The organism is Streptomyces sp. BV286 (assembly GCF_019090165.1).
In the GTDB taxonomy this organism is placed as follows: Bacteria; Actinomycetota; Actinomycetes; order Streptomycetales; family Streptomycetaceae; genus Streptomyces.
Map to the genome: position 1 here is coordinate 86946 of NZ_JAHRIB010000130.1, position 21154 is coordinate 108099.

The window sequence follows — 21154 nt, forward strand, 5'->3', positions numbered from 1 at the left end:
CGGGACGCACGGACCGTACGGAACACAGGGAGACCGCAGAGCGAATGAGCCGCAAGGGCCGTACGAAGGTCGTCTTCCTGCTGCACAACGCGTACGCCATCGGGGGGACCGTCCGTACGACGCTCAACCTGGCGGCGGCGCTCGCCGACCGGCACGACGTGGAGATCGTGTCGATGCGGCGGCACCGGGACGAGCCGCGGTTCACCATCGACCCGCGGATCACGGTGGTGCCGCTGGTGGACGAACGGGACGGCAGCGGCGACCTCACGGAGCCCGACTACGCCCTGCCGGCCACGGACTTCCCCGCCGCCGACAAGCGGTCCGCGCAGTACACCCGCCTCACCGATCTGCGGGCCCGCGACTACCTCACGGGCTGCGACGCCGACGTGGTGGTCGGTACGCGGCCCGGAATCAACGTCTACGTGTCCCTCTTCGCACCGCGGCGGGCCCTGCGGATCGCGCAGGAGCATCTGCGCCACGACTCGCACAGCAAGCGGCTGCGGGGCGTGCTGGCCCGGCACTACCGCCGGCTGGACGCGGTGGTGACGACGACGGAGGCCGACGCGGAGGTGTACCGGCAGCGGATGACCCTGCCGGGGGTGCGGGTCGCCGCGGTGCCGAACATCGTGCCGGCGCCCGAGGGCATCACCCGCGACGCGACGACGAAGGTGGTGGCCGCGGCGGGTCGGCTGGTCCCCGGCAAACGCTTCGACCTGCTGATAGAGGCCTTCTCGGCGGTCGCCTCGAAGGAGCCCGACTGGCAGCTGCGGATCTACGGCGGCGGCCCGGAGCGTGAGCACCTCCAGAACCTCGTGGACGGCCTGGGGCTGGCGGACCACATCCGCCTCATGGGGCCGCGTACGCCGATCGAGGCGGAGTTCGCCAGGTCGGCGCTGGTGGTCTCGGCCTCGGACGCGGAGTCGTTCGGGATGACGCTGGTCGAGGCGATGCGCTGCGGGGTGCCGGTCATCAGCACGGACTGCCCGCTGGGGCCCGCCGAGATCATCACCGAGGGCTCCGACGGGCGGCTGGTCCCGGTGGGCGACTCGCGCTCACTGGCCGAGGCGATGCTCGACCTGATCACGGACGAGCCGCTGCGGCGGGCGATGGGCGAGGCCGCGCTGGCGAGCTCCCACCGTTACGACGCCGAACCGATCGTCGAGCGTTACGAGACCCTGTTCGCCGAGCTCGGAGCGACCCGGGGCCGCCGCGCCTGGGCCCGCACCCGCGCTCGCGCGACCAACTGGGCCCGCCGCCAGGCCCGCAGACTGCGACAGCCGGCGAACGGCCACCCACCGGTCAACGGCACGAGCACCGCGGGCCCTTGACCCCGCGCCCTCAAGGGCGCGGCCGCCTGGCCCCAGCCGCCTGAGCGGGGCCACCCGAGGTGCCCCGGGGCGCGAACCCGCCCGCGCCCCGTCAGGGGCGCGGGGAACTGCGCGCCCAGCCCTCACGCACCCGCGGACATGGCCCGAGCGGGCCGCCCGGAAGCCGTCCCAGGTCGCCCTGACACGACCCGGGACGCCCCGAGAAACCCACCCGGCCGCCCCGAGGGCCCCAGCACCTCCGGTCGGCCGGGCGCGCCCCTACTCGGGGCGCAGCGCGGCGAGCTGCTGCTCGAACGGCACCACTTCGAAGGCCCCGGCCCGCACCCGGCCGACCCCAGCGGAGGGCGCGGCCGCCGGAACAAGCCCCGCCGCCGACTCGCGGCCCCCGCCCGACGAGGCCACCTCGGACGCCACAGACGCCACAGACGGCACAGACAACGTCGGCGGAACAGGAGTAGCAGAAGGAACAGTCGACACGGTCCGCCGGCCCGCCAGGCCGCTCATCAGCCCCGCCAGCTCTCCCGCGGCCCGCTCGATCCGCTCGGCGAGACCCTCCGCGCCCCAGTCCTCCGAGGCCGCGTAGACCCCGGTCGGCACGACCACCGCCCGCAGGTACGCGAACAGCGGCCGCAACGCGTGCTCCAGCACCAGCGAATGCCGTGCCGATCCCCCGGTCGCGGCGATCAGCACGGGCTTCCCGCCCAGCGCGTCACGGTCCAGCACGTCGAAGAACGACTTGAACAGTCCGCTGTACGAGGCGGAGAAGACCGGCGTGACGACGACGAGCCCGTCCGCCGACGCCACCGCGTCCAGCGCGGCACGGAGCGCGGGCCCGGGGAACCCGGTGGTCAGGTTGTGCGCGATCTCGACCGCGAGGTCCCGCAGTTCCACCACCTCGACCGCCACCGGCCCCTCGGCGAGGGCCTCGGCGGGGGCCGCCGCGGGGACACGCCCCACGACGGCCGCCGCGAGCCGGTCGCCCAGCAACCGCGTGGACGAGGGAACGCTCAGCCCCGCCGAGACGACGACCAGCTTCATGACGCGGTCACCTCCTTGCCGGCACCGGCACCGGCACCGGCCGCGGCGGCGACCCGCGCCGCGTGCGTCGGCGCCTCCGGCACACCGGCCGGGCGCCCCTTGGCGAACTCCTCGCGCAGGACGGGCACGACCTCCTCGCCCAGCATGTCGATCTGCTCCAGCACGGTCTTCAGCGGCAGCCCGGCGTGGTCCACGAGGAACAGCTGACGCTGGTAGTCACCCGCGTAGTCCCGGAAGGACAGGGTCTTCTCGATGACCTGCTCGGGCGAGCCGACCGTCAGCGGGGTCTGCTCGGTGAAGTCCTCCAGCGACGGGCCGTGCCCGTACACCGGCGCGTTGTCGAAGTACGGCCTGAACTCCCGGACCGCGTCCTGCGAGTTGCGCCGCATGAACACCTGCCCGCCGAGCCCTACGATCGCCTGCTCGGGCGTGCCGTGCCCGTAGTGCGCGTACCTCGACCGGTACAGCTCGACCATCTGCTTGGTGTGGTCGGCCGGCCAGAAGATGTTGTTGTGGAAGAAGCCGTCCCCGTAGTACGCGGCCTGCTCGGCGATCTCCGGCGAGCGGATCGAGCCGTGCCAGACGAACGGCGGCACACCGTCCAGCGGACGCGGAGTGGCCGTGAAGGACTGCAGCGGCGTACGGAACTTGCCCTCCCAGGTCACCACGTCCTCGCGCCACAGCCGGTACAGCAGGGCGTAGTTCTCGACGGCGAGGTTGATGCCCTCCCGGATGTCCTTGCCGAACCAGGGGTAGACCGGGCCGGTGTTGCCGCGCCCCATCATCAGGTCGACCCGGCCGTCCGCGAGGTGCTGCAGCATCGCGAAGTCCTCGGCGATCTTCACCGGGTCGTTGGTGGTGATGAGGGTGGTGGAGGTGGAGAGGATGAGGTTCTCGGTGCGGGCGGCGACCCAGCCGAGCATGGTGGTCGGCGACGACGGCACGAAGGGCGGGTTGTGGTGCTCGCCGGTCGCGAAGACGTCGAGCCCGACCTCCTCGGCCTTCTGCGCGATGGCGACCATGGCCTTGATCCGCTCGTGCTCGGACGGGGTCCGGCCCGTGGTGGGGTCCGGCGTGACGTCGCCGACGGTGAAGATCCCGAACTGCATGGCTACCTCATCCTCCGCAGGTTGTTTACGATTCAACTATACCCGCCAACGAGACCCGCCGCCCGACTATTCCCCGGCCCGCCACTCCAAGGGCGCGCGAGCACCTTTCCCCTTCGCGTTCCTCTACGCGTTCCTCTACGCATTCCTCTGCGCATTCCCCTTCGCGTTCGCCTGGCGAGGGCCCGGTGTCAGTGGCCCGTCCTACGATCCGGAGATGGCCGCCCCACGCCGCGACACCAGAGGAATCGTCGACGCCCCGGAGCTCCTCTCCCGCGTCCGCTTCCGCCGCCGCGAGCCCGCCGCCGCGCTCCGGCCGTACCTGGAGCACTACTGGCTGATCGACTGGGACCTGCCCGAGCCGTACGCGTCCCACGTCGTCCCGCACCCGTCCGTGAACGTGGTCTTCCAGCGGTACGCGACCCGGGGCGCCCAGGAGGAGCCGCCCGGCACGGCGGAGGTCTCGGGCATCGGCCTGGAGCTGTTCACGAAGAAGCTGGAGGGCCGGGGCAGGGTCTGCGGAGTGCAGTTCCGGCCGGGAGGCTTCCGCCCCTTCGCGCCACGGCATCCGGTGTCGGCCCTGACGGGCAGGCGCCCACCCCTCGCCGAGGTCCTCCCCGCCACCCAGGGGGACATCGACGCCGTCCTCGCCCCGGACGACGAGGACGCCCGCGTGGCCGCGCTCGACGCGTTCCTGCTCGGCCTCGGCCCGGCCCCGGACCCGCGGGCCGACCTGGCGATGGCCCTGGTCGACCGCATCCGCACCGACCGTACGATCCGCCGCGTGGGCGACCTCGCCGACGAACAGGGCATGACGGTACGGGCGATACAGCGCCTCTTCTCCGCGTACGTGGGCGTGGGCCCGAAGTGGGTCGTCCTGCGCTACCGCATCCACGAAGCCCTGGAGCACGCCGAGTCCACCCCCGCCCTCGACTGGGCCGCCCTCGCCGCCGACCTCGGCTACGCGGACCAGGCCCACCTGGTGCGGGACTTCACGGCGACGGTGGGGGTCCCTCCCACGGCGTACGCCCGGACCGGCGCCCCGTAGCCCCACAGGCAGGGGGCACGGGGCGGGCGCCGTTCACGGCTCCACCCGGGCCCGCCGGCACCCGGCACCCGGCACCCGGCACCGAGAACGGCCCTAGAACACGTACGTGTCCCCGGTGTCCAGGACGAGCACCCTCTGCCGGTCGTTGTGATGGTTGCGGTCCACCGCGCCGCCGCCCCACACCGTCTCGATGCCCAGCGTCACCTCCGACGGCGCCCCCTTCACCCGTACCGTCATGGAGACCGTCCGCCCCCAGCCCGCCGCCGGCAGCGCCCCCGTCCGGCACAGCACCGCCCGCACCTCCGCCCGGGCACACCCGGCCGGCAGCCGCTGCTCGTCCGCGAGAGGCACCGACCAGCGCAGCCGCACCGTCGCGTCCGCGACGCCGACGGGGCCGTGGTTCTGCGGGGTCATCCGCAGATCCACCTGCCCTCCGGTCATCGACAGGTACCCGTGATAGGCGAGATCGGCCTCGGGCGCCGCCCCGGCGGCCGGAACGGGAGCGGCCGAGGCGGCGGCCGGAACGGTGGCCGCCGCCACGGCCAGGACCGCGGCCGCTGCCGGCGCACAAAGAATCCGCATGTGTCATGTCCTCCGAGTCGACCCGTGGGTCTGCTGCTGTCTCTGACGGCTTCTGTCTCCGACGGCTGCTGTCTCCGGCGGCTGCCTGTCTCCGGCTGCTTCTTCTGTCGTCGTCGCGACCCGTGGGTCAACGGATGTATGCCACCTCGGCCGCCCGGCAGGCGCCGCCCATCAGGTGAGATGCCGTGCGGGCGGCCCGGGACCGGCTGATGCGGGCATGCGAAGGTGGCCGCATGTCCGTCCTGCGCTCCGCCACCCTGTTCGTCCTCGCCGCGCTCCTGGAGATCGGCGGCGCGTGGCTGGTCTGGCAGGGCGTGCGCGAACAGCGCGGCCGGCTCTGGATCGGCGCGGGCGTCATGGCCCTCGGCGCCTACGGCTTCGTCGCCACGCTCCAGTCCGACGCGAACTTCGGCCGCGTCCTCGCCGCGTACGGCGGGGTCTTCGTCGCGGGCTCCCTCGCCTGGGGCATGGTCGCGGACGGCTTCCGCCCCGACCGCTGGGACGTGGCGGGCGCGCTGATCTGCCTCGCGGGCATGGCAGTGATCATGTACGCGCCGCGGAGTTGACGACCCTCAGGCCGGCGGTTCCCCGGGCAGCAGTCCCAGCTGCCCCAGGAAGTCCAGCTGGTCGAAGTAGAGCCGGTAACTGGCGATCCGCCCGTCCGCGTCGACGGTGGCGCAGTCGCATCCGCGGACCCTGACGTCCTTCTGCGTCGCGGGCAGCGTCTCTCCGTCGGGCAGCACCAGCGGTCCCGTGTTCCGGCCGCCGAAGAAGCCCTCGTCGACAGCGGTGTCGCCGATCTCGTACGAGTACACCGACTCGAACGTCGCTCCGGGCATCGCCTCCGTCATGTGCCGCCAATACTCGACGATGTTGTCGCGCCCATGGATCTCTCCCTCGTCGGGCGTGACGGCGACCGCGTCCGGCGCGTAGAGCTCGGCGATGAGCTTGAGGTCCTGGTTCGTCGTCAGGGCCTCCGTGAGCCGGTCCATGACCTCACGTGCCTGTCCCATGATCCACCTCCTGCACAGGGGATCACCCACCTCGATTTTCCCACCGGTCCCCGTTCCGTGCACCAGGTCACCGGCGGGCCGTGCGCCCCGCCCGCCTATCCTGGCCGGTGAACCAGTCGACCGTACGAGCGAGCAGCGGCCCCTACCGGCACCGCGCCCGCCCCCTCTCACGAGGAGCAGCCCATGACCGCCGCCGCATCCGCCGCGCCCGCCGCCGCGTCCCGCATCGCCGTCGTCACCGGCGCGAGCAGCGGGATCGGTGCCGCGACGGCCCGGCGGCTGGCGGCCGAGGGCTACCGCGTCGTCCTCACCGCCCGCCGCAAGGACCGTATCGAAGCGCTCGCGGAGGAGATCAACGCGACGGGCGGCCAGGCGGCGGCCTACGCGCTGGACATCACGGACCGCACGGCCGTCGACGAGTTCGCCACCGCCTTCAAGACGATCGGCGTCCTCGTCAACAACGCCGGCGGCGCGCTGGGCGCCGACCCGGTCGCGTCCGGCGACCCGGCGGAGTGGCGCCAGATGTACGAGACGAACGTCATCGGCACCCTCAACGTCACCCAGGCGCTGCTGCCCGCGCTGACCGCGTCCGGCGACGGAACCGTGGTCGTGGTCTCGTCGACCGCGGGCCACGGCACGTACGAGGGCGGCGCCGGTTACGTGGCCGCCAAGCACGCCGAACACGTCCTCGCGGAGACCCTCCGCCTGGAGATCGTCGGCACACCGGTCCGGGTCATCGAGATCGCCCCCGGCATGGTCATGACCGACGAGTTCGCCCTGACCCGCTTCGGCGGCGACACCGAGAAGGCGGCGAAGGTCTACGCCGGGGTGGCCGAGCCCCTGACCGCCGAGGACGTCGCCGACACCATCACCTGGACGGTCACCCGCCCCTCCCACGTCAACATCGACCTCCTGGTCGTGCGCCCACGCGCCCAGGCCTCCAACACGAAGGTCCACAGGGAGCTGTAGACCCCGAACGAAGTTCGGACCGCTCCGGCAACCACCCCATGGCCTCTTCGGTCCCGCCACAGGGCACCATCAGACTGCACCAAGCCGCGATCCCGCTCTCGATCGTCTCGACAACGGCGGCATTGACCCCGCGCCGCATCCCGAAGTCATCGCAATCGACGACGAGGACACGGGCATCGGCGGGAAACCAACAACTCGCCGGACAGCAACGGGAGTTCTGCCATCCGGGCAGTGTGAACTCCAACCGCGCGTCTCCGCCTCCGAATAACCCACAAGGGTGAACCGGATAGATCACTCATACGAGACGTGAACGCCCGATCTAGGCTCACGCCACACCATCAAAACGACGGCCCTCGGCCGGGATTGCCGTCCCACCCGAGGGCCTGACCACCAAGGAAGACAGGTACTTCCCGTGGCTGAACATGACACTAGCGCGCGCTCGAACGCGCCTACCAAGCGACGCAAAAAGGCGAGGCCTGAGCCTGCCGAAGTAGAGCTTCTACTCACAGAACTCCGGGGCCTCCCCGGTACGGCACCATCACTGCCTGAAGCGCTGGCTCTCCGGGATTCCGGCTGGCTCCTGGTTGTGGCGTACTGCCGCATCTCGTGTGACAGGCACAGGAGAGACGGCCACGGCGTCGAGGACCAGGCCAAGCACTGTGCGCGCATCGCCGCCCGGCATCGCATGATCATCGTTCACCGCTATGTCGACAACGACAAATCAGCCTCCAAAATCGGCGTCACCCGTCCCGACTTCGACGCAATGCTCGAAGCACTCAAGGGCAGAGCCACCCAGGCCGGATATCCGATCGACGGAGTGATCTGCGTGTCCGACGACCGGCTTTACCGGGATGTGCGTACGTATCAGCGCTTCCTCAAATGCTTCACTGCGCACCCCTCTCGCGCATACGCGGATGAAGTCGGCACGTACAACCTCTACAAGGAGGATGCGGCACGACGCGGCCTGCTCGGAGCAGCGGCCTCACACACCGAGAGCAAGAAGCAGCAACAGCGCGCAAAGCTCAATCATCGCGCCCGTGCCGATCGAGGAGAGCCTGTCGCATCACGTCGCCCCTTTGGGTGGAACAGCGACAGGATCACGCTGCATCCCAGTGAATCGGAGGTCGTCCGGGAAGGAGTGTGGAGCTTCCTCGCAGGGAAGACCCTCACGGCTGTCACGCACGACTTCGTCGCGTCCGGCCACTTGAGCTCGCTGGGCAACCCATGGCAACGGCAGACGGTCAAGCAGATCCTCCGGAATCCACGCATCTGCGGATACCGCAAGCTCGACGGCGAATTGGTCCGTGGTCCCGACGGTTACCCCGTCGTCGGCCAGTGGACTCCCATCGTGTCCCCGGAGGAGTGGCAGGCCGTCGCGGACACGCTGGAACAAAAACGCCACGCCGGTGGATGGGACAAGGCCGGCGGGCACCTCCACGAACACGGCAGGTACTTGCTGACAGGACTGGTGCGATGCGGGAGACCCTCGGCACAGGGGCAGACGTGCAACGCACCGATGCACGGCCACCCCAGCGATAAATCGTACGTATACCGCTGCCGTCTCGCAGTGGACGGTGGCTGCGGTCGCGTAAGTCGGCAAGGTCCTGCGGTGGACGATCTGATCACTCAGTACGCCTTGGGCATCCTGGACCGACAGGACACACCCGGTGCCCGCCTTACAGCCCCCTGGCCCGGCGAGCACCGGCTGGAACTGGCGCAACAACAAAAATCGCTCCTCCAGGAACAGTGGTACGCCGAGGAAATCAGTGATGCGCTGTATTTCTCACAACTGACGTCGGAGGAAGCCGAGCTCAAGCGACTCGTCAACGAACAGAAGGTGTGGACGGCCGGACAGCAATCCGTGCGGCATCCGCACATGGACGCGCGAACCGCCTGGAACAGGACAAGCTTGCGTGAGAAACGCGAGATCCTCTCCGGTCTCCTCGATTCCGTGACCATCCTCCCGGGCACGAAGGGGTCACACCGCTTCGAACCGGCCACGGTCGTTCCCGTGTGGCGAGACCTCGGCTCACCAAGCTTGGGCGGGTAACCGCGGGCACAGGAAGAACGGAGGGTCCGACAAGGAGCTTGTCGGACCCTCTCCCGCTGTCGCACGTCATCCCTTGACGCAGACAACCTGCTTCAGCTTCGCCACGACCTCAACGAGGTCGCGCTGCTGATCGATGACCTGCTCGATCGGCTTGTACGCGCTCGGGATCTCGTCCACGACACCGGAGTCCTTGCGGCACTCCACGCCCCGCGTCTGCTCCTCCAGGTCCTGCGTCGAGAAGCGACGCTTGGCGGCGTTACGGCTCATACGCCGACCCGCCCCGTGCGAGGCCGAGTTGAAGGCCTTCTCGTTGCCGAGGCCCTTCACGATGTACGAACCCGTGCCCATCGAACCCGGGATGATGCCGTACTCACCCGCCCTGGCACTGATGGCCCCCTTGCGCGTGACGAGCAGATCCATGCCCTCGTAACGCTCGCGGCTGACGTAGTTGTGGTGGCAGCTGACCTCCGGCTCAAAGGCCACTCGGGCCTTCTTGAACTCCTTGCGGACCACGTCCTTCAAGAGCGCCATCATGATCGTCCGGTTGTACCTGGCGTACTCCTGCGCCCAGTAGAGGTCGTTCTGGTACGCCGCCATCTGTGGGGTGTCCGCGACGAAGACAGCGAGATCGCGGTCGATCAAGCCCTGGTTGTGCGGGAGTTTCTGGGCGATGCCGATGTGGTGCTCAGCAAGCTCCTTGCCGATGTTCCTGGATCCGGAGTGAAGCATCAGCCAGACCGAACCACTTTCACTTGTACAAACTTCTACAAAGTGATTCCCCCCTCCAAGCGTTCCCATCTGCTTCGTGGCCCGCCCCTGACGGAACTTCACAGCCTCAGCCACACCGTCGAACCGCCCCCAGAACTCCTCCCACCCCGAAGTGGCCAGCCCATGGAACCGCCCAGGCTCCACCGGGCTGTCGTGCATTCCCCGCCCCACCGGAATGGCCTTCTCCACCTCGGACCGGAGGCGGGAGAGGTCTCCCGGCAGGTCGTTGGCGGTCAGGGACGTCCGGACCGCGGACATCCCGCAGCCGATGTCCACCCCGACCGCCGCAGGGCACACGGCACCCTGCATCGCGATGACCGACCCGACCGTCGCGCCCTTCCCGAAGTGGACGTCCGGCATGACCGCCAGACCCTTGATCCAGGGCAGCGTGGAGACGTTGCGGAGCTGCTGCATCGCGACGTCCTCCACCGACCCCGGGTCCGCCCACATACGGATCGGAACCTTCGCCCCCGGCAACTCCACGTACGACATATCGTCCTCATTCCCCCGAAAAACAAACAGAAGTCACACACCGCAAAACCGGCGCCAAGGTGAACGTTTGGGACAACGGACCGGCGTCCACGGCATTGCGTGCGATACACATTGTCTCCAGGCGCCGCCCCCGGGCGGCAAGCGAATAACCACAGGACACCCCGGTCGCGAGCAGGTGGAGCGGCCTGTCGAGAGGAGCCCCACCGTGCAGCGGAAGGCGTACGTATCCGGCGTCGCCGCGCTCCTCGCGGTGCTGCTGGCCGGCTGCACCGGTGGATCGTCGGACGACGGCGGCGAGGACGACCCGAAGCCGGGCGACACGGCGACGACCGCCGCCGCACCGCAGCCGGGCAAGTACCGCACCCTGCCCGAGCCGTGCGGCGCGGTGTCGCAGAGCACCCTGGACTCGCTGCTGCCGGGCATCAAGCAGGTCACGGACGAGGAGCAGCGCGAGAAGGCGTACGAGGGCACGGCGACGCCCACGTACGACACGGACCGCAAGGTCGGCTGCCGCTGGAAGGCGGAGTCGGCGACCGCGACGGACCACCTGCTGGTGGACTTCGAGCGGGTCGTCTCGTACGACAACGCGGTCAGCGACGACGAACGCACCACGGCGATCTACCTGGAGAAGGAGACGGCGGCGGACCTCCCCGAGCCGGTCGCCTCGTCGTCCGACTCGCCCGATGCGTCGCCCTCCGGGTCCTCCTCGGAGGAGCCCGGTTCCGGATCGAGCCCGGGCTCCGGCGGGTCCGGCACCCCGGACGACGCGAGCACCGGCAGCAGTTCCTCCGCGAGCCCCTCCGGCAACGCCGCGTCGGGCTCCACCCCCACCGCCCTGCAGCCCCGCACGCTCGACGACCTGGGCAACGAGGCGTTCCTCGACGACTCGCTGAACACCTCCCAGCAGCGGACGGTGACTGTGGTGTTCCGCACGTCCAACGTGGTCGTGACGATCCAGTACGACGAGCAGCCGGCGACCACGACGGACGTTCCGAGCAGCGAGGAAATGCAGGACAGGGCACAGAAACTGGCGGGTCAGCTCGCCGAGACGTTCAACGAGTAGAGGGGTCCGGCGGGCGGTCCCGCCTCGGCGGAACCCGCGTCACGTGTGTCCCGTTCGGCGTACGGTGGCTCCTCGGACCCGACCGAGTGCGGCCGGCAACGAACGCGGCCGTTCGCACGTACACCCGAGCGTCTTGAGTGAAGGAACCATGCACCGACCCGTACAGCGACACCGTCAGCGACTCACCCGCATCCTGGTCGGCGCGGCCGCCGTCCCGGTGCTGCTCGTCGCCTCCGGCTGCTCCTCGGACTCCGGCGACGGCTCCGGCGACGACGCGAAGAAGGACTCCGGCTCCTCGGCGTCGCCCTCCGCCACCGAGGCGGCGGCGGTGAAGGAGGCGACGTACGCGAAGCTTCCCGAGACCTGCAAGGTGTTCTCGTCGAAGACGCTGAAGGAGCTCGTCCCCGAGGGCGCCAAGTCCGGCAAGGAGGGCAAGTCGGACGACGTGGCGACGCGCGGCAACTGCTCCTGGGACAGCCTGGACAACAACGGTGTGAAGGGCTCGCAGTTCCGCTGGCTGAACGTGTCGCTGCTGCGTTTCGAGTCGGACCAGAGCCGCGGCACGGGCGAGAAGCTCGCTTCCGAGTACTACGCGAAGCACGCCGAGGACGCACGCTCGGTGGACGGCGCGAAGGACACCAAGTCGCAGCCGGTGTCCGGCACGGGCAACGAGGCGACGCTGGTGACGTACGACCTGAAGAAGAAGGAAGGCACCTTCAAGCAGCAGACGCTGGTGACGCGGGTCGAGAACGTCGTCGTGACCGTCGACTACAACGGCGCGGGTCTCGCGGGTGACAAGGCCCCGAAGGCCGCCGATCTGTCGAAGGCGGTGGAGAAGGCCGCGAAGGAAGCCGTGCAGGCGGTCGTGACCGCGAACGGCGGCGGCGACGGTGCCGGGTCGGGCTCCGGCTCCACTTCGAGCAAGAGCCCCAGCAAGAGCGCGAGCAAGGGTTCGGACAAGAGCGCGAGCCCGAGCCCGAGCAAGGTCTCCGACAAGAGCGCGAGCCCGGGCCAGGGTTCCGACTTGAGCACGAGCCCCAGCAAGTCCGCCGCCAAGAAGAGCTAGCCGGACCAGGACATTCGCGGGAGCCCGGCCCGCACGGAGGCCGGGCCCGACCCGTACCGGGCGCCCGCACCCCGTACACATGTGCCACTCTGTTGCGCGCAACAGGTCGTAATGGGAGGGGAGTACGGTGGCCGCGCCTCTGCAGCTCACCAAGACGCACCGGATCCTCATCGGGGTGGTCGTCTTCGGAGCGGTCGTCATCGCCGGTATCGGCTTCGCCGGTTCCTACGCGGCGGTCCGCGAACTCGCCCTCCAGAAGGGCTTCGGCAACTTCAGCTACGTCTTCCCGATCGGCATCGACGCGGGCATCTGCGTGCTGCTCGCGCTCGACCTGCTGCTGACCTGGATCAGGATCCCGTTCCCGCTCCTGCGTCAGACGGCGTGGCTGCTGACGGCGGCGACCATCGCGTTCAACGGCGCGGCCGCCTGGCCCGACCCGCTGGGCGTGGGCATGCACTCGGTCATCCCGATCCTCTTCGTGGTCTCCGTGGAGGCGGCCCGGCACGCGGTCGGCCGGATCGCGGACATCACCGCCGACAAGCACATGGAGGGCGTGCGCCTCACCCGCTGGCTGCTCTCCCCGCTCCCCACCTTCCTCCTGTGGCGCCGCATGAAGCTGTGGGAACTGCGCTCCTACGAGCAGGTCATCAAGCTCGAACAGGAACGCCTCGTCTACCAGGCGCGGCTGCGGTCCCGCTTCGGCCGGGCCTGGCGCCGCAAGGCCCCCGTCGAGTCCCTCATGCCCCTGCGCCTCGCCCGCTACGGCGTACCGCTGGCCGAGACCGCACCCGCCGGCCTCGCGGCGGCCGGCATCGAGCCCGCGCTGCTGCCCCCGGCGCCGCAGCCGGCCCTGGAGCGGGCCGACACCGCCGCGGGCCCGCACACCCCCGTGCCGGCGCCCGCCCTGGAGAACGACCCGGCACGTGCTCAGGCACAGCGTCCCGCCCCCGAGGACGACGACTTTCCCGAACAGCCGGACCAGGCGGAACCGCAGAACCCGTGGCTCCACGCCCGGGACCCCCAGACCGTGGCGTACCAGGGGGGCTACGACCCGACGTACGACCCGGAGGCCGCGTACACCGAGTGGTACTCGGAACAGCAGCAGGCCGAGGAGTTCGAGGACCAGCAGCGGTTCCAGGACCAGCGGCAGTTCCCGGACCAGCGGCGGTTCGAGCAGGAGGCCGTCCCGCAGCAGCAGGAGGCCTTCCCTCAGCAGTACGAGGAGCCGTCGGTCCCCGACCCGGAGCCGTCCCCGGAGGACACCGGCACGTTCCCGATCCCGGCGGGCCCGGGCCGTACCCGTGAGCTGGGTGCGGGTGGCGGCACGGAGCCGACCGAGGAGGACTACTACCTGGTCTTCAAGAAGTCGATAGACGGCAGCTATCCGACCTCGGGCCAGTTCAGGGGTGACGTGGAAGCCACGTACGGCATCAAGCTCCCGCAGCGCGAGGCCGACCGCATGGTGAATCGCTTCACCAACCGCCACACGGCGATACTCCAGGAAGACCACATCGCGTAGGCACAGGCGCCCACACGGTGCCTGTGCCTACGCGGCAGGCGGTGTTTGTACGCGGCTCGCGGTGCCTGTACGTGGAAGGGGGCGCCCGGAGATCTCCGGGCGCCCCCTTCGCGTACGTACCGGGCGCGGGCTACTCGCCGAGCAGCTTCCTCACCCGCTCCTGGCCCACCGCGAGGAGCAGGGTGGGCAGGCGCGGGCCGGTGTCACGGCCGACCAGCAGGTGGTAGAGCAGCGCGAAGAAGGTGCGCTGGGCGACCTTGATCTCGGCCGGGAGTTCCTTCGGGGTGGCGTCGGCGGAGAAGCCGGCCTGGACCTTGGGAACGCCGTAGACGAGGTGGGTGAGCCCGTCCAGCGACCAGTGCGCGTCGAGGCCGTCGAGCAGCAGCCGCAGTGACGCGCGGCCCTGGTCGTCGAGGGACTTGAGGAGCTCGGTGTCGGCCTCGTCCCGCACGACGGTCCGCTGGTCGGCGGGGACCTGGGTGTTGATCCAGGCCTCGGCCCTGTCGAGCCGCGGCCGGACCTCGTCGAGCGACGTGATCGGGGCGGCCGGGTCGAGCTCGCCGAGAATGCGCAGGGTCTGGTCCTCGGCGCCCGCGGTGATGTCGGCGACGGACGCGAGCGTGCGGTAGGCCATCGGCCGGGGCGTCTTCGGGAGCTCGCCCGCGGCGGTGCCGACCGCGCGCGCGTGGGCGGCGGCGTCCGCCGGGAGGGCGGACCCGTCGGCGACCTTCCCCTCCAGCTTGTCCCACTCGTCGTAGAGCCGCTGGATCTCCTGGTCGAAGGCGATCTTGAACGACTGGTTGGGCCTGCGGCGGGCGTAGAGCCAGCGCAACAGCTGCGGCTCCATGATCTTCAGAGCGTCGCCCGGAGTCGGGACCCCGCCCTTGGAGGACGACATCTTCGCCATCCCGGAGATCCCCACGAACGCGTACATGGGGCCGATGGGCTGCTTGCCGCCGAAGATGCTGCCGACGATCTGCCCGCCCACCTGGAAGCTGGACCCGGGCGACGAGTGGTCGACGCCGCTGGGCTCGAAGACGACGCCCTCGTAGGCCCAGCGCATCGGCCAGTCGACCTTCCACACCAGCTTGCCGCGGTTGAACTCGCTCAGCCGGACGGTCTCCGAGAAGGCGCACTCGGCGCAGGTGTACGCCAGCTCGGTGGTGTCGTCGTCGTAGGCCGTGACGGTGGTGAGGTCCTTGCCGCAGCCACCGCAGTACGGCTTGTACGGGAAGTACCCGGCGGATCCGGTGCCGTCGTCCTCGGCGGCCGCGCCGGACCCCTCGGCGGCTTCGAGCTCCGCCTCGTCGACGGGCTTTTGGCCCTGCTTCTTCGCGGGGGCCTTCTTGGTGCGGTACTGGTCGAGGATCGCGTCGATGTCGCCGCGGTGCTTCATCGCGTGCAGGACCTGCTCGCGGTAGACGCCCGACGTGTACTGCTCGGTCTGGCTGATCCCGTCGAACGCGACACCCATCTCCGCGAGGGCGTCGACCATGGCGGCCTTGAAGTGCTCGGCCCAGTTCGGGTACGGGGAGCCCGCCGGGGCGGGCACGGAGGTCAGGGGCCTGCCGATGTGCTCGGCCCACGACGCGTCGGTCCCGGGGACGCCGTTCGGAACCTTCCGGTACCGGTCATAGTCGTCCCACGAGATCAGGTGCCTGACCTCGTGTCCGCGGCGGCGGATCTCGTCGGCGACCAGGTGCGGGGTCATGACCTCGCGGAGGTTGCCGAGGTGGATGGGACCGGAGGGGGACAGTCCGGACGCGACGACGACGGGTTTACCCGGGGCTCGGCGCTCCGACTCCTCGATGACCTCATCCGCGAAACGGGAGACCCAGTCGGTGGTCTCGGTGCTCTGAGCCACGATCGGCACGTCCTTCTTTCCTCAGGAGGTGTCATGAGCCGGCGGTACGGTTCGCACGGCTGACCGCCCCATTCTCCCAGCTACCACCGCATCCACGAAAACGGCTTTCCTCGCCCCCGCCGCCCCTTCCCGTCCCGTCTCGGGGGCCAGCCCCCGAACCCCCGCTCCTCAAACGCCGGAGGGGCTGAACACTTCGCGGCGAAAACCCCTTTACCCCCCGTGGGATACTGGGCTGATCCATACCCACGAGGAGAACGGCACCCACTCCATGGCCTCGGTCACGTCCCTCACCGCCCACGTCCACCAGCGCCTGTCGGACGCGCTCACGGCAGCCCTGCCGGAGACCGCGACCGCGGACCCGCTGCTGCGACGCAGCGACAGGGCGGACTTCCAGGCCAACGGAATCCTCGCCCTGGCGAAGAAGGCGAAGGCCAACCCCAGGGACCTCGCGACGCAGGTCGTCGACCGGGTCGTCACGGGTGACCTGATCGAGGACATCGAGGTCTCGGGCCCCGGCTTCCTGAACATCACGATCACGGACCGGGCGATCACGGAGACCCTCGCGGCCCGTGCCACGGACCCGGCGGGCCGTCTCGGCGTGCCGTTCACCGAGCAGCCGGGCACGACGGTCATCGACTACGCCCAGCCGAACGTGGCGAAGGAGATGCACGTAGGCCACCTCCGCTCCGCGGTGATCGGTGACGCGGTCGTGCAGATCCTGGAGTTCGTCGGCGAGACCGTCGTCAGGCGGCACCACATCGGCGACTGGGGCACCCAGTTCGGCATGCTCATCCAGTACCTGGACGAGCACCCGCACGAGCTGGACCGTGAAGCCGCCGGGGACGACACCGCGGAGACGGGCGAGGAGGCGATGTCGAACCTCAACCGCCTCTACAAGGCCGCGCGTACGCACTTCGACTCCGACGAGGAGTTCAAGACGCGGGCGCGTCGCAGGGTGGTCGACCTCCAGGCGGGCGACCCGTCCACCCTCGCCACCTGGCAGCGGTTCGTGGACGAGTCGAAGGTCTACTTCTTCTCGGTCTTCGAGAAGCTGGACATGGAGATCCGGGACGCTGACATCGTCGGCGAGTCGGGCTACAACGACATGCTGGACGAGACGTGCCGCCTCCTGGAGGAGTCGGGTGTCGCGGTCCGCTCGGAGGGCGCGCTGTGCGTGTTCTTCGACGACGTCAAGGGCCCCGACGGCAACCCCGTCCCGCTGATCGTGAAGAAGTCGGACGGCGGCTACGGCTACGCGGCCACCGACCTCTCCGCGATCAGGAACCGCGTCTTCGACCTGAAGGCGGACACGCTCCTCTACGTGGTCGACGCCCGCCAGTCCCTGCACTTCAAGATGGTCTTCGAGACGGCCCGCAGGGCGGGCTGGCTGAACGGCGGGACGAAGGCGCAGCAGCTGGCCTTCGGCACGGTCCTCGGCAAGGACGGCAAGCCGTTCAAGACGCGTGAGGGCGAGACGGTCCGGCTGGTCGACCTGCTGGACGAGGCGATCGACCGTGCCACGACGGTGGTCCGCGAGAAGGCCGAGAAGGTGGGCCTGACCGAGGAGGAGATCGTCGAGAACGGCCGGTTCGTCGGTGTGGGCGCCGTGAAGTACGCGGACCTCTCCACGTCGGCCGTCCGGGACTACAAGTTCGACCTGGACCAGATGGTGTCGCTGAACGGCGACACGAGCGTGTACCTCCAGTACGCGTACGCCCGTATCCAGTCGATCCTCCGCAAGGCCGGGGACGCGCGTCCGCTGGCCCACCCGGAGCTCGCGCTGGCTCCGGCGGAGCGCGCGCTGGGTCTGCACCTGGACCAGTTCGGCGAGCTGCTCCTGGACGTGGCCACGGGATACGAGCCGCACAAGCTGGCCTCGTACCTGTACCAGCTGGCGTCGCACCTGACGACGTTCTACGACCAGTGCCACGTGCTGAGCGACGCGAACCCGAAGGAGGTCGTCGAGAACCGTCTGTTCCTCGTCGACCTGACGGCCCGCACGCTCCACCAGGGCATGGCGCTGCTCGGCATCAGGACGCCCGGGCGCCTCTGACCGACACCGGTCGACCCACACCCGTTCGGGTGAAGGGGTATTGAAGGCGTACACGTCAGAAGGGCTTTCGGGCTAGCGGTGATCGGCCTCGCGGCCGGTCGGCGGGCCCTGTGGCACGGCATCCGAGCCACAGGGCACCGCTCCGCATATGCCTCTGTCCTCACCCGCTCCGACGTGTCCATCCGTACGAGTGATGGCCAAAGGTTGAGGTGTCCGGGCGCACCCCGGAGTATGCGATGCTGCGGGGCGCCAAACCCCAACTTCGGGGAGTCCAGAGCCCTGTTGGACCGCACGCTGGGAGCGCGATGAGCACTGCACTGCCCTTCTTCACCCCGGCCGGCCGGAGGGTGTCCACCAGCCATGCTGCCACTCGTTGAGACCGGCGAAGAACTGGACGACGTCGTCCGGGACGAGGCACTGCTGCGACCCGCCGTCGCGGACCTGTGCGAGCGCCTCGGTCTGGTCCCGAAGCCGATGGTCCGCTTCATCGAGGGCTCGCTGCCGGTGTACTCCATCGGCGCCGCGCACGTCCTGAAGCTGTTCCCCGCCTTCGAGAAGCTCGACGCCAGGCGCGAGGAGCGGATGCTCAGCCATGTGTACGGCAAACTGCCGGTCCCGACACCGCAGTTGTACTCGGCGGGCGCGTACAAGAACGGCTGGTCCTTCGTCCTGATGTCCCGGCTGCCGGGCGAGAGCCTCGCGGAGGCCTGGCCGCGGATTCCGGCGGCGGAGCAGGACCGTATCGTCACGGAGGCCGGTGAGACCCTCGCGGCGCTGCACGCGCTGAGTCCGGCGCCGCTCGCTGGTTTCGTCGGTCCGTCCGACTGGGGCCTGTTCGTCGACTCGCAGCGTGCGAACGCGGTGGCTCAGCAGCGCGAGGCCGGGCTGTCCCAGGCCTGGCTGGAGCAGATTCCGTGGTTCCTGAGCTCGGTGCCGCTGGCCGCCCCGGCGCGACGCGTGCTGCTGCACACCGAGTTCATGCGCCAGCACCTGACCGTGGACCCGGAGGGCTGGCGCCTGACGGGCCTGTTCGACTTCGAGCCCGCGATGGTCGGTGATCCGGCCTACGACTTCGTGGGTGTGGGGCTGTTCGTCGCGTGTGGGCAGCCCCGGCTGCTGAAGCGGTTCTACGAGGCGTACGGGCGCCCCCCGTTCGACCCGCACACGCTCATGGCGTACACGCTGCTGCACGTCTACAGCAATCTCCCCTGGTACCTGAGCACGATGCCCAAGCCGCCGAAGCCGACGCTGGACTCGCTCGCGGAGACGTGGTTCGGCACCGACTGACGGGCCACGGCGACGGGCCCGCGCAGGGCGGCGCCGCCTCGGCCGTCGCCGGAGGCGGCCGCCGGCGCCGTTGTCAGTGACGAGCCCTACAGTCACGGGCATGGCGACTCTTCCGAACCAGCTGCCGAAGCTGGCGGCCGATCCGACCGGCCGCTCGCTCGGTCTCGAACTCCCGCCCGGCACCCTCCTCGAGACGACGGTCGAGGGCCCCTGGGACGAACCGCTGCTGTGGCGCGCCGACGCCCCGGCGGCACCGGGCGACTGGCTGCGCCTGACGTCCGCGCGCCGCGCGGCGGGCCTGTGTCCGGTCCTGGTCGGGGGGAACACAGCCGGCGAATCGCACCCGGACAAGTGGGGGCTGGACCCGGACCTCGCCTCGTATCCGGGCGACCACGACGCCGAGGAGGTGCTCGCGGAGTCCTGGGAGGAGTTCGCGGCGGAGGCGGAGGACGCCGACTGGCCGGGCCTCGCCGCGGCGGGCCCGCTGGACGCCGATCCCGACGCGCGGGCGGCCGAGGTCACCGACGCCCTTGTCGGCAGCGCGAGTTGGCTTGGCCAACCGCATCTCGCGCTCGTGCCGGCCCGCCGCAGCGCCGACATCCCGGCTGCCATCGGCTGGTGCGGCCCGGTCAACCACACGACCGACGTGGCCCCGCTGTGCGCGGTCCTCCGCTCGTGGGAGGACCGCTTCGGCATACGGGTCGTGGCGCTCGCCTTCGACCAGCTCGTCGTCTCCGTGGCCGCCCCGCCCGGGACCCTGGCGGAGGCGGAGGCGATCGCCGCCGAGCACTACGCGTTCTGTCCGGACAGCATCGAGCAGAGCGACCACGGTTCCCTGCGGGTGTACGCCGAGCGCGAGGTGCTCGGCGCCCGCTCCTGGACGTTCTGGTGGGACTGAGCCGGGCGGGGGCGACGGGAGCGGGCGGGGCGTCGGAGGGCAGGACTCAGGGCTTGCGGCCCGTGACCGCGTACACGTTGATGTCCGCGTCCGTCACGTCGTTGATGTCCCGGTACCGGACCTTCTCGATGTCGTCGAGTTCGTCGAGGTAGCCGGCCTCGGGCGGCTCGGGCACCGGCGCCGCGTCGTCGGGCCGCCAGTGGTGGGCGGGGACCACACCGGGCGCGTCGATCTCCAGCCCGTTCTCCGTGAGGAACCGCTCGACCTCCGCCTTCGAGCGCAGCACGAAGGTGAAGCCGCGCTCGGTGTACGTCCGCTGGACCGCGCGGATGTTCTCGGGGTTGAGGTCCTCGGTGAGATGGCTGAGCACGAGCCGGCTGCCCGAGGGCAGGGCCTCGATCAGTTCGCGCACGATCGGGTAGGCCTTCTCGTCCTCGACGAAGTGCAGGACCGCCACGAGCGCGAGGGCGACCGGCCGGTCGAAGTCCAGGGTCTTCGCGGCCGTTTCGAGGATCTGGGCCGGGTTCTCGAGGTCGGCGTCGATGTAGTCGGTGAGGCCCTGGGGCCCGCTGGTGAGCAGGGCGCGCGCGTGGGCGAGAACGACCGGGTCGTTGTCGACGTACACGACCCGGGAGTCGGGGGCGATGCGCTGGGCGATCTGGTGCACGTTCTCCTGGGTCGGCAGCCCGGTGCCGATGTCCAGGTACTGCCGGATGCCTTCCTCGCCCGACAGCGTGTTGACCGCCCGGCGCAGGAAGTCGCGGTTGTGCCGGACGTCGAGGTAGCCGCGCGGGTTGGCGGTGAGCGCGGCGGCGGCCGCGGCCCGGTCCACCGGGTAGTTGTCCTTGCCCCCGAGGAAGACGTCGTAGACACGGGCCGGGTGTGCCTTGGTGGTGTCGATCCTCCTTCTCAGCTCGGCGGGGTCCTGGCTGAGAGCATCACCGGGCATAGAGCCTCTCCCTGGAGAGTCGCGTCAGTCAACGAGCAACAACCTAACTCCCAGGGCGACT

Annotated in this window: 19 protein-coding genes; 11 read left to right on the forward strand and 8 right to left on the reverse strand. The window is 70.0% G+C overall.

Going from position 1 to position 21154, the window contains the following annotated elements; translation table 11 throughout:
• The first annotated feature begins 44 nt into the window (after positions 1-44).
• Positions 45-1328, forward strand: coding sequence for a glycosyltransferase family 4 protein (locus tag KUF83_RS17955; RefSeq protein WP_217455713.1), 1284 nt, complete (start codon positions 45-47; stop codon positions 1326-1328).
• A 258-nt stretch (positions 1329-1586) separates the two neighbouring features.
• Here KUF83_RS17955 and KUF83_RS17960 read toward each other — a convergent pair whose 3' ends face one another.
• Both KUF83_RS17960 and KUF83_RS17965 read right to left on the reverse strand, forming a co-directional pair.
• Positions 1587-2366: an FMN reductase gene (locus KUF83_RS17960; RefSeq protein ID WP_217455714.1), complete on the reverse strand. Its 780-nt coding sequence runs from the start codon at positions 2364-2366 to the stop codon at positions 1587-1589.
• Positions 2363-3475 (reverse strand): LLM class flavin-dependent oxidoreductase, encoded by a 1113-nt coding sequence (locus KUF83_RS17965; protein WP_217455715.1) that lies wholly within the window; start codon positions 3473-3475, stop codon positions 2363-2365. The genes KUF83_RS17960 and KUF83_RS17965 overlap by 4 nt, the downstream gene beginning before the upstream one ends.
• 214 nt (positions 3476-3689) lie before the next feature.
• On the opposite strand from KUF83_RS17965, the gene KUF83_RS17970 reads away from it, so the two are divergent.
• Positions 3690-4520 carry a helix-turn-helix domain-containing protein gene (locus tag KUF83_RS17970; RefSeq protein ID WP_217455716.1) on the forward strand — a complete coding sequence of 277 codons (831 nt, stop codon included), beginning with the start codon at positions 3690-3692 and terminating at the stop codon, positions 4518-4520.
• Positions 4521-4613: 93 nt separating this feature from the next.
• Here KUF83_RS17970 and KUF83_RS17975 read toward each other — a convergent pair whose 3' ends face one another.
• The gene (locus KUF83_RS17975) at positions 4614-5102 is read right to left on the reverse strand and encodes a hypothetical protein (protein ID WP_217455717.1); all 489 of its coding nucleotides are present in this window, start codon (positions 5100-5102) and stop codon (positions 4614-4616) included.
• A gap of 233 nt (positions 5103-5335) precedes the next feature.
• Between KUF83_RS17975 and KUF83_RS17980 the strand changes: the two genes are divergently transcribed.
• Positions 5336-5668 (forward strand): YnfA family protein, encoded by a 333-nt coding sequence (locus KUF83_RS17980; RefSeq protein WP_217455718.1) that lies wholly within the window; start codon positions 5336-5338, stop codon positions 5666-5668.
• A 6-nt stretch (positions 5669-5674) separates the two neighbouring features.
• Here KUF83_RS17980 and KUF83_RS17985 read toward each other — a convergent pair whose 3' ends face one another.
• Positions 5675-6115, reverse strand: a complete 441-nt coding sequence (locus KUF83_RS17985; RefSeq protein WP_217455719.1) for an ester cyclase — start codon at positions 6113-6115, stop codon at positions 5675-5677.
• 183 nt (positions 6116-6298) lie between these two features.
• On the opposite strand from KUF83_RS17985, the gene KUF83_RS17990 reads away from it, so the two are divergent.
• Positions 6299-7084: an SDR family NAD(P)-dependent oxidoreductase gene (locus KUF83_RS17990; RefSeq protein WP_217455720.1), complete on the forward strand. Its 786-nt coding sequence runs from the start codon at positions 6299-6301 to the stop codon at positions 7082-7084.
• Here KUF83_RS17990 and KUF83_RS42995 read toward each other — a convergent pair.
• Complete coding sequence (locus KUF83_RS42995) at positions 7014-7379, reverse strand: ChbG/HpnK family deacetylase (RefSeq protein ID WP_374106091.1); 366 nt, start codon at positions 7377-7379, stop codon at positions 7014-7016. The two genes, KUF83_RS17990 and KUF83_RS42995, sit on opposite strands and share 71 nt — an antisense overlap.
• A 291-nt stretch (positions 7380-7670) precedes the next feature.
• Here KUF83_RS42995 and KUF83_RS18000 point away from each other — a divergent pair, with 291 nt between their 5' ends.
• The gene (locus tag KUF83_RS18000) at positions 7671-9134 is read left to right on the forward strand and encodes a recombinase family protein (protein ID WP_217455722.1); all 1464 of its coding nucleotides are present in this window, start codon (positions 7671-7673) and stop codon (positions 9132-9134) included.
• Positions 9135-9200: 66 nt separating this feature from the next.
• Here the strand turns inward: KUF83_RS18000 and KUF83_RS18005 are convergent, their stop codons facing one another.
• Positions 9201-10394: an RtcB family protein gene (locus tag KUF83_RS18005; protein ID WP_217455723.1), complete on the reverse strand. Its 1194-nt coding sequence runs from the start codon at positions 10392-10394 to the stop codon at positions 9201-9203.
• A 205-nt stretch (positions 10395-10599) separates the two neighbouring features.
• Here KUF83_RS18005 and KUF83_RS18010 point away from each other — a divergent pair, with 205 nt between their 5' ends.
• The 3 genes from KUF83_RS18010 to KUF83_RS18020 all read left to right on the forward strand — a co-directional run bounded on the left by KUF83_RS18010 (position 10600) and on the right by KUF83_RS18020 (position 14042).
• Complete coding sequence (locus tag KUF83_RS18010; protein ID WP_217455724.1) at positions 10600-11457, forward strand: DUF3558 domain-containing protein; 858 nt, start codon at positions 10600-10602, stop codon at positions 11455-11457.
• 148 nt (positions 11458-11605) lie between these two features.
• Complete coding sequence (locus tag KUF83_RS18015) at positions 11606-12523, forward strand: DUF3558 domain-containing protein (RefSeq protein WP_254644005.1); 918 nt, start codon at positions 11606-11608, stop codon at positions 12521-12523.
• Positions 12524-12650: 127 nt separating this feature from the next.
• Positions 12651-14042, forward strand: a complete 1392-nt coding sequence (locus KUF83_RS18020) for a DUF2637 domain-containing protein (RefSeq protein ID WP_217455726.1) — start codon at positions 12651-12653, stop codon at positions 14040-14042.
• A gap of 130 nt (positions 14043-14172) precedes the next feature.
• Here the strand turns inward: KUF83_RS18020 and lysS are convergent, their stop codons facing one another.
• A complete protein-coding gene (lysS, locus tag KUF83_RS18025) occupies positions 14173-15915 on the reverse strand; it encodes a lysine--tRNA ligase (RefSeq protein ID WP_217455727.1) in 1743 nt (580 codons plus the stop codon).
• A gap of 259 nt (positions 15916-16174) precedes the next feature.
• Here lysS and argS point away from each other — a divergent pair, with 259 nt between their 5' ends.
• From argS to KUF83_RS18040, 3 genes are all read left to right on the forward strand, one after another.
• Positions 16175-17959: an arginine--tRNA ligase gene (gene argS / locus KUF83_RS18030; RefSeq protein WP_217455728.1), complete on the forward strand. Its 1785-nt coding sequence runs from the start codon at positions 16175-16177 to the stop codon at positions 17957-17959.
• A gap of 360 nt (positions 17960-18319) precedes the next feature.
• On the forward strand, positions 18320-19246 hold the full coding sequence (locus KUF83_RS18035) for a phosphotransferase family protein (RefSeq protein ID WP_217455729.1): 927 nt from the start codon (positions 18320-18322) through the stop codon (positions 19244-19246).
• A 100-nt stretch (positions 19247-19346) separates the two neighbouring features.
• Entirely contained in the window at positions 19347-20144 is a 798-nt protein-coding gene (locus KUF83_RS18040; RefSeq protein ID WP_217455730.1) for a DUF4253 domain-containing protein, read from the forward strand.
• Positions 20145-20190: 46 nt separating this feature from the next.
• Here the strand turns inward: KUF83_RS18040 and KUF83_RS18045 are convergent, their stop codons facing one another.
• On the reverse strand, positions 20191-21093 hold the full coding sequence (locus tag KUF83_RS18045) for an SAM-dependent methyltransferase (RefSeq protein ID WP_217455731.1): 903 nt from the start codon (positions 21091-21093) through the stop codon (positions 20191-20193).
• Positions 21094-21154: the final 61 nt, after the last annotated feature.

Excerpts from the sequence above, each read along its gene's own strand:
- KUF83_RS17955 (WP_217455713.1), top strand. The coding sequence starts at position 45 with ATGAGCCGCAAGGGCCGTACGAAGGTCGTCTTCCTGCTGCACAACGCG.
- KUF83_RS17960 (WP_217455714.1), bottom strand. The coding sequence starts at position 2,366 with ATGAAGCTGGTCGTCGTCTCGGCGGGGCTGAGCGTTCCCTCGTCCACG.
- KUF83_RS17965 (WP_217455715.1), bottom strand. The coding sequence starts at position 3,475 with ATGCAGTTCGGGATCTTCACCGTCGGCGACGTCACGCCGGACCCCACC.
- KUF83_RS17970 (WP_217455716.1), top strand. The coding sequence starts at position 3,690 with ATGGCCGCCCCACGCCGCGACACCAGAGGAATCGTCGACGCCCCGGAG.
- KUF83_RS17975 (WP_217455717.1), bottom strand. The coding sequence starts at position 5,102 with ATGCGGATTCTTTGTGCGCCGGCAGCGGCCGCGGTCCTGGCCGTGGCG.
- KUF83_RS17980 (WP_217455718.1), top strand. The coding sequence starts at position 5,336 with ATGTCCGTCCTGCGCTCCGCCACCCTGTTCGTCCTCGCCGCGCTCCTG.
- KUF83_RS17985 (WP_217455719.1), bottom strand. The coding sequence starts at position 6,115 with ATGGGACAGGCACGTGAGGTCATGGACCGGCTCACGGAGGCCCTGACG.
- KUF83_RS17990 (WP_217455720.1), top strand. The coding sequence starts at position 6,299 with ATGACCGCCGCCGCATCCGCCGCGCCCGCCGCCGCGTCCCGCATCGCC.
- KUF83_RS18005 (WP_217455723.1), bottom strand. The coding sequence starts at position 10,394 with ATGTCGTACGTGGAGTTGCCGGGGGCGAAGGTTCCGATCCGTATGTGG.
- KUF83_RS18015 (WP_254644005.1), top strand. The coding sequence starts at position 11,606 with ATGCACCGACCCGTACAGCGACACCGTCAGCGACTCACCCGCATCCTG.
- argS (WP_217455728.1), top strand. The coding sequence starts at position 16,175 with ATGGCCTCGGTCACGTCCCTCACCGCCCACGTCCACCAGCGCCTGTCG.
- KUF83_RS18035 (WP_217455729.1), top strand. The coding sequence starts at position 18,320 with ATGCTGCCACTCGTTGAGACCGGCGAAGAACTGGACGACGTCGTCCGG.
- KUF83_RS18040 (WP_217455730.1), top strand. The coding sequence starts at position 19,347 with ATGGCGACTCTTCCGAACCAGCTGCCGAAGCTGGCGGCCGATCCGACC.
- KUF83_RS18045 (WP_217455731.1), bottom strand. The coding sequence starts at position 21,093 with ATGCCCGGTGATGCTCTCAGCCAGGACCCCGCCGAGCTGAGAAGGAGG.